The organism is Pseudoalteromonas sp. C2R02 (assembly GCF_018860845.1).
In the GTDB taxonomy this organism is placed as follows: domain Bacteria; phylum Pseudomonadota; class Gammaproteobacteria; order Enterobacterales; family Alteromonadaceae; genus Pseudoalteromonas.
Window position 1 is genome coordinate 139,882 of the sequence record NZ_JAHKQC010000020.1, and the last position, 6,776, is coordinate 146,657.

Annotated in this window: 8 protein-coding genes and 2 tRNA genes; 3 read left to right on the top strand and 7 right to left on the bottom strand. The window is 32.3% G+C overall.

Going from position 1 to position 6,776, the window contains the following annotated elements:
* Positions 1 to 146: 146 nt before the first annotated feature.
* Positions 147 to 302: a hypothetical protein gene (locus tag KO527_RS06450; RefSeq protein ID WP_216039522.1), complete on the top strand. Its 156-nt coding sequence runs from the start codon at positions 147 to 149 to the stop codon at positions 300 to 302.
* A gap of 8 nt (positions 303 to 310) precedes the next feature.
* On the opposite strand, the gene KO527_RS06455 is transcribed toward KO527_RS06450, so the two are convergent.
* Both KO527_RS06455 and KO527_RS06460 read right to left on the bottom strand, forming a co-directional pair.
* Positions 311 to 1,291 carry an ion channel gene (locus tag KO527_RS06455; RefSeq protein ID WP_216039523.1) on the bottom strand — a complete coding sequence of 327 codons (981 nt, stop codon included), beginning with the start codon at positions 1,289 to 1,291 and terminating at the stop codon, positions 311 to 313.
* Positions 1,292 to 1,370: 79 nt separating this feature from the next.
* Positions 1,371 to 3,026 (bottom strand): response regulator, encoded by a 1,656-nt coding sequence (locus tag KO527_RS06460; protein WP_216039524.1) that lies wholly within the window; start codon positions 3,024 to 3,026, stop codon positions 1,371 to 1,373.
* Positions 3,027 to 3,105: 79 nt separating this feature from the next.
* Between KO527_RS06460 and KO527_RS06465 the strand changes: the two genes are divergently transcribed.
* On the top strand, positions 3,106 to 3,801 hold the full coding sequence (locus tag KO527_RS06465) for a SprT family zinc-dependent metalloprotease (RefSeq protein ID WP_216039525.1): 696 nt from the start codon (positions 3,106 to 3,108) through the stop codon (positions 3,799 to 3,801).
* Positions 3,802 to 3,914: 113 nt separating this feature from the next.
* On the opposite strand, the gene KO527_RS06470 is transcribed toward KO527_RS06465, so the two are convergent.
* Positions 3,915 to 3,999: transfer RNA gene (locus KO527_RS06470), tRNA-Tyr, on the bottom strand.
* Between the two features lie 71 nt (positions 4,000 to 4,070).
* Positions 4,071 to 4,155: transfer RNA gene (locus KO527_RS06475), tRNA-Tyr, on the bottom strand.
* 352 nt (positions 4,156 to 4,507) lie between these two features.
* On the opposite strand from KO527_RS06475, the gene KO527_RS06480 reads away from it, so the two are divergent.
* Positions 4,508 to 5,023, top strand: coding sequence for a VC2046/SO_2500 family protein (locus tag KO527_RS06480; RefSeq protein WP_216039526.1), 516 nt, complete (start codon positions 4,508 to 4,510; stop codon positions 5,021 to 5,023).
* Between the two features lie 34 nt (positions 5,024 to 5,057).
* On the opposite strand, the gene KO527_RS06485 is transcribed toward KO527_RS06480, so the two are convergent.
* The 3 genes from KO527_RS06485 to KO527_RS06495 all read right to left on the bottom strand — a co-directional run.
* Complete coding sequence (locus KO527_RS06485) at positions 5,058 to 5,516, bottom strand: YchJ family metal-binding protein (protein WP_216039527.1); 459 nt, start codon at positions 5,514 to 5,516, stop codon at positions 5,058 to 5,060.
* A 65-nt stretch (positions 5,517 to 5,581) separates the two neighbouring features.
* On the bottom strand, positions 5,582 to 6,016 hold the full coding sequence (locus tag KO527_RS06490; RefSeq protein ID WP_216039528.1) for a SulA-like leucine-rich domain-containing protein: 435 nt from the start codon (positions 6,014 to 6,016) through the stop codon (positions 5,582 to 5,584).
* A 94-nt stretch (positions 6,017 to 6,110) separates the two neighbouring features.
* Positions 6,111 to 6,776 (bottom strand): hypothetical protein (locus KO527_RS06495; RefSeq protein WP_216039529.1); only part of this gene is annotated, 666 nt, incomplete at its 5' end.

The window sequence follows — 6,776 nt, forward strand, 5'->3', positions numbered from 1 at the left end:
TCTCATATTTAATATCAATTCCAAAAGTCTGCTGTTTCTGTTCCCTATAGCTTTAAACATTTAAAATCAATTTCTGGCATCGAAAATGCTTAATTAATATGCAGTAAAAATAAAACAATATATTTATCGTTTTAAGGAATTTTATTATGTTTAGTAAAGAATATTGTCGTGCGTTAGAGTTAAGAATGTTCAAAAAAAGCAAAGAGATCCAGAAGTTGAGATCTCAGCTATTTTTCTTAAAAATTATTAGTTTTACATTTGTATGTTTATTTTTTGTCAGTCAAATGCAAATTGCAACTTAAATTGCATTTTAACGCGTAAGCTTTTTGACAAAGACAACAACAAATAAAGCTAAAGTAAAGCTTCCTGAGAATGCTTCACAGGCCGCAATAAGCCTTGAGAAACCAACAGGGGTGATATCGCCATAGCCTAATGTTGTAAAAGTGACGATGCTAAAATATAAGCTGTTTAACAATGCTGATATGTTATCAGAGGAAGAATTTTCAAAACTGAATCTAATAATTTCATTTGCATAGCTCACACCAAAAACAAAATACAATAGTGCGCAGCAAAATATTAAAGATAATGAGAAAAATATTACATTTAGTGGTTTTTCACCATAACCACATAATACATCTATAAACTTTGAGAATAGTCGTCGTTTCGACCATTTGGGGTATTGATAACGGCGCATAATGAGCTCTTGATGGGTAAACTTTCCTGATAGTTCAAATAATCCCTCAAATTCAGCTGCTTTACGCAAGTCTCGGTAAATCTCTTCTGATTGCTCATAATAATCTAATGCGACATCGAGTTTTCCCTCTTTAATCGCACTATGAGCTTGCTGTTGCTGTAATATTTTTGAGCCTATATCAATGTTATCAATTCTAGTATTGAATAACTTGATCCCCAATAAATTGGTATTTATTAAGCTACAACAATGTAAATTGGCACTTTTCAAATTAGCTTTCATTAAAGATGCACTTTCTATTTTTGTATTGAAAAGATGTGCACCTTTTAAACTGGCACGATAAAAATCGCTTTCACTTAAATCGTAGCCTTCTTTTGAGCCTCTTTTAACTAAGTTTAAGCCATCTAAATTTGAACGCTTTAGTTTTAAGCCTCGTAAAAGACCGCCAGATTTAGCGTATCTTTCTAGTTTATCTTTTAAATCTAATCCACTTTTATCAAATTTTTCATCATGCCAGAAACAAAAGCCAGTGCCCATATCTATTTCCTGACAATGCTGTCCATCAGAAGAGTGGTATTTACATTTAGGTTTTTCTGTCATAAGCATCAGAAATTGGGTGGTTTATATTAATATAATGGTAGCAGGAATCTTACAGCTTGCTAAAAAATCAACTAATGAATCAGTTTTTTTTGAATCCAGCTGAAATCCTTTTGAAGTCATTTCGTAAATTAATGTAACGTTCTTCATGCAGGTGAGGGAGCTTAATACCATCGACTAATTTGAATGTATCAATACATTTTGTATGTATTTGTTGTTGATCATTATTTGAATGTTGAAGCACTTGTAATAGCGCTTGAATGAGGTTTAAAGCACTGCCTGTATTTACAGCAGCATATTCTAGCGCTTTTTCAAATGACTCTATTGCTAAACTGAAATTGCCTTTTTTATACTCTCCAATTCCCTTTTTATTATGCTCTTCAAATAAGCTCACATTTTCTTCTGACTTTGCAGCTTGATCTTTGAGCATGCCATCAACAAAAGCCGTATTTGAATTCTGCTCACTTAAGCTTGCTTGTTGTTCTGTTGCTGCTTCAAATTCACCAATTTGCATTAAAGTGAGAATCGACTCAGGATATAAATCAAAAGACAGGTTTTCATTATTTTCTTCTAATTTAAGCTGTAAATTAGCTAAGTCTTTTTTTGCGTTTAAAAAATTACCTTGAACTGCGTTGATCCTTGCTTGACATAAAGTTTCGAATGATGAAAATGATGTTTTTTCAAATAACTTTTTCTCATTTTTTGCTTGTTGTATCGCTAATTTAGTTTCTTTTAAATAGTGTTCTTTATCGGGAGCGTTATCGGTATTTTGAGCCGCATCAAGTAGAGAACGAATATAATTTAACTGATGCTCGATCGATTGGTGAATTGATTTTTTACTCATAGACAATAGAGATTGGCATGCGTTTACTAAACTATTATAAGCATGGTTTTGCCTGGCAATATCAGCCAGTAAATATTGCCTGGAAAATGAGTATGGTGAAATAGATGAACTTTTCTTGATGGCTTTTAAGGCTTGTTTCTTCTGGCCTTGTGCCAATAAGCATTTAGCTTTTATATCATGCGCCTCTACACGAAACCTATTTTGCTCTAAGACTTCATCACACAATTCTAATGCGTCATCAAATAAATCTTGTTGATATAATATACTTGCTAAAGAAGTTAAAGCCCAAGGGACACGCTTATTACTGAGTTCATTCACTAAAATTTTCTCAGCTTCATTAAAGTTTTTTTGCTCTATATGTAAATTTGATAATAGCTTTGAACAGTATTGCCTATAACGATTGTTTTGCTCGATAATTTTTTTTACTTCTTCTATCGCAGAATCATTATCGTTTTTAGATAATGCGACTAAAGCAGGTTTTAGTGTTAACTTTCTACTGTGTACTTTATCTATTCGCTTTTTTAAAACACCTTGAGAGAAAGGTTTAATTAAATAGTCGTCTGGTTCAGCTTCAACTGCCCCTAGCACCATAGGTCTCGTTGTTTCACCTGAGACAATCATATAGATAGCATCAACAACTAGGCAGTCTTTTGCCCTGAGCTCTTCTAATAATTGCCTTCCATTTTTACCTAAACCTAAATTATAATCTATAAATAGTAAGTCAAATTTTACTTCCATACATTGCTGAATGGCAGATTCACCCGTATCTGCAAAATGTATATTTCTGGCGCCTAAGCCAAATAACATGCCTTTAAGTAAAGTTTGAAAAGAGCGTTGATCGTCTACAATCAAAACTTTCTTTTCTTTAAAGTTAATCATTTCTTTTTTTGGCATTTTACTTATATGTTTAGCCTTTCACTATTATGAATAGTAAACTATTTAGCTTAAAACTGCGTTAGAAATTTAATTAGAGATGACTTTGCATATAGATTATCAGTTAAAAAAAAGCCAAAAACGTAAAACAATTGCCATTAATATAAAAAACTCTGAAGTAACCGTATTAGCACCTCATTTTGTTCCAAAGTCATATATAGATGATTTGATTATAAAGAAACATCAATGGATAAATAATAAAATTGCTGAGCAACAATTAAATACCGATGCAATTAAAAATAAAAAATCACCGTTGGAAACACAATCATTTAAATTATTTGGGGAAGCGATTTCAATACAATTGCTGCGCTCAAATGTATCTAGTATTAAATTTGATGGAAAAACCTTATTTTTATCTGCAGCAAGTAGAGTCAAAAATTTACAAGCGCATTATCAAAAACAATTAAAGGTTTTTTTAAAACAAAGTCTTGATTCATACTTAGATATTAAATTGCCTGAAGTATCTAATTATATGGAATTGAGTTTTACGAACTATCAAATAAAAACTTATAAGAGAAGATGGGGGTCATGTAACTCAAAGAAAGAATTAACTTTTAATGTTTTATTAGCTGGCGCACCTAAGTGGGTGATTGATTATGTGATCGTGCATGAAATTTCCCATCTAAAATACTTAGATCATAGCAAGCGTTTTTGGCGATTAGTAAACAGTCATTATTCAAATGTAACGGAGGCTGAATCTTGGTTGAAAATAAATGCAATGAGTTTAGATATTTGAACTGGAATTGGTGTTTTATACGAAAATTATAAGATGAGTAGATAAAGGTATAGCTCTATAATTCAGATATTAAATCAGATTTGAATTATTTAGAATAGTAGGTAATTTGAAACTGGTGGAGGGAGGTGGATTCGAACCACCGAAGGCTGAGCCGTCAGATTTACAATCTGATCCCTTTGGCCACTCGGGAACCCCTCCGCAGTATGCGGCGAATAATAATATTAAATTATTAAAGCTTGTATTCACACTTTATTCGGCCAAGAAAAAAGTGGTGGAGGGAGGTGGATTCGAACCACCGAAGGCTGAGCCGTCAGATTTACAATCTGATCCCTTTGGCCACTCGGGAACCCCTCCAGAACACGAAGCGGATATTATCAAAATTATCACGGCTGTAAAGGTATTTTTTTAAATTTATGACTGTTTGCTTGAATACTGCCCATTTAGCTTGAAATGCAATCAATGTAGCTTTATTTATATTGTGTTAGGTTTAGTCTTGAACTAAACCTGAGGTTTCAATTTCAATACTTATCCCCTGACTTTTAATAAAGTGGTCATTCAGCGGGGACTTAAGGTGTTTAAGAAGTTGTTTCTTTATATGGCGCTTTGATTAAGAAACGCCATTTATTTTATAAAAAGAGCGCAATTTAATTTAAGATATTGATGGTTAGGCCGATAGGGTTTTATCTATCTAACCAAGAGTAATTTAATGCAACTTGAAAATATTTTGACTAATGAAATGCAACTAGGCAATCAATTGTCTCTTTGTGTTGCGCAGAATCGTCGAAATGATTTTTCAATTCTTTTGGCTATGTTATCAAAAGATGCTCTAGATTTTTCTCAGTTTCACTTACCGCAAAGTGACCCTCAAAGTTTTGATAATAAAGATACAAACCTTAGATTATTATTAGGGGCTGCTACTGAGCAAAAGTTGGCGCCATCAGAGTATAATATGTTAATTGGTAAGGAAAACGCTAAAATTATTCAAAATCAAGGAATAGATCAGTTTAAATTGATGAATTGTTTATCACCCGAACCTTTGGCTATTAGAGATGATCTGAGTCATATAAATAGCCAAATTATAGATAATTGTGAATTGTCTGTTAGAAAGAGAATACAGTCTAATGATATTCAGTTAAGTCAAAATCAAATGAATGCGGTAGATTTTTATAATCAGTTACAAGAGCCTAAGTTATACGAACCTTTAACATTACTTCAGGCGTAAATTATCACCCGAAGTAAATTTATCATTTATATCTTTACTGGTAATGACACTTTTTGAATTTTTTATTGCTTCCACAAGGACATACATCATTCCTATTTAGTTTTACTTCTGGTGTATCTTTAATATCACCGTCTAAGTAAAACCACGCACCCTCTACTTTTATAAATTCAGATTTTTCATGTAACGTACAGTAAAGGTTACCAAATAAATAATGGGCTTTAAATTTAACGTAACCTGTATCGGATTGGTCTTGTGAATCAATTATTTCTAGCTTTATAAATTGACAGCTATTAGCAAATTCAGCGATTTCTTTTACTGGATTTTCAGCTTGTTTATCTTTTGCATACGTATTGTATATATACTTTGCATTACCTTGGGTATATGCACTGTAGCGAGAGCGCATTAAAGTTTCTGATGATTGCGCTATTTTATCACCGTCAATATAAGGTTTACAGCAACTTTCAAAGCTCTGTTCATGACCACAAATACACATATTTAATTCAATCTACCTTTAAAAAATTTCTGCAAGTTTAACAAAAATTTTTGAGGATTAAATTTTTAACTAACGTAATGGCTGTTAATTGTTTGTTTTTTATCGCTGAAGCAGTATAGGTTTGTATTTGATGATATTTTGGCTTTGGTTAATAAATCTAGTTGATAATCATTTAGCATGTTTGTCCAAGTGATCACAGCAGAGAAATTGCCATTATTTAATGCCGAATTCAGCACGTAATCTAAATTTGATAAATGTTTTTGTCTGATCACTAATAATTTTGATTTATCAATTGAACAAGAGTCTAACAGTGATTTACTTGGCACTTGATCTGGTGCAATTAACAGTGTCCAACCGCTTTGGCTGTTATATTGATGCAATATTTTCATTAGCTCAAAAGTAGCTGAAATATCATCTTCAATTTCTATTAGCTGAATAGAAGATTGCGTTTGATTTAAGTCATAGCTTTTTACAGTTCTAATATCAATTGTTTGCAACATAAATTATCTCACTGGTGATTTATACAGTAGTTGTTGTATACAGTAGTTTATACAGTGGATTGATGCAAGTACTTTTTGATAATTTTTTAATCAATTATTCATTTTTATTTTGTGATTCAATATAAAATTTATACTCTTCATCTTGAATTTGTTCATAAAGATTAGCAGCTTGGGTTTGTGCATCTTTAATTTGTTTTGCACATAACAGCCTTTGGAGTTTACCTTTAGCTTCTACAGCCTCAATCATGCCTTGTGACTCAGCTAATGTAAGCCAAGTAACTGCGTGATACTCGCTTTGTGGTAATCCATTACCTTTAGCAAACATTAAACCTAAGTAATATTGTGCTTTAACATGGCCGGAAATTGCTGCTCGGCGCATCCATTTTGCTGCACCGACGTCATTTTTACTTTTTGCCATATGTATTGATGTAGCAAATAATTGCTCTTTACTTGGTTGCAGTTTAGCTGGAGAGGTAAGTGTTTTATGATTAGAATCTACTATGTCGATCAATTTTGAAAAAGTATTTAAAAGCTGCTCTTCTAATTCAAATAAGGTTAATTCTTTTAGATCTGCTTGGTTTTTATCCGTCGTTTCTTCAGTAGCAAGTATTTCAGCATTTTCCATTTCAGTTGTATCTATTTTTGTGTTATCAACTGCAGAATTGTCTAATTCAGGACTGTCTAATTCAGGACTGTCTAATTCAGGACTATCTAATTCAGGACTGTCTAATTCAGGACTATCTAATTCAGGACTGTCTAA

Excerpts from the sequence above, each read along its gene's own strand:
- KO527_RS06450 (WP_216039522.1), top strand. The coding sequence starts at position 147 with ATGTTTAGTAAAGAATATTGTCGTGCGTTAGAGTTAAGAATGTTCAAA.
- KO527_RS06455 (WP_216039523.1), bottom strand. The coding sequence starts at position 1,291 with ATGACAGAAAAACCTAAATGTAAATACCACTCTTCTGATGGACAGCAT.
- KO527_RS06460 (WP_216039524.1), bottom strand. The coding sequence starts at position 3,026 with ATGCCAAAAAAAGAAATGATTAACTTTAAAGAAAAGAAAGTTTTGATT.
- KO527_RS06465 (WP_216039525.1), top strand. The coding sequence starts at position 3,106 with ATGACTTTGCATATAGATTATCAGTTAAAAAAAAGCCAAAAACGTAAA.
- KO527_RS06480 (WP_216039526.1), top strand. The coding sequence starts at position 4,508 with ATGCAACTTGAAAATATTTTGACTAATGAAATGCAACTAGGCAATCAA.
- KO527_RS06485 (WP_216039527.1), bottom strand. The coding sequence starts at position 5,516 with ATGTGTATTTGTGGTCATGAACAGAGCTTTGAAAGTTGCTGTAAACCT.
- KO527_RS06490 (WP_216039528.1), bottom strand. The coding sequence starts at position 6,016 with ATGTTGCAAACAATTGATATTAGAACTGTAAAAAGCTATGACTTAAAT.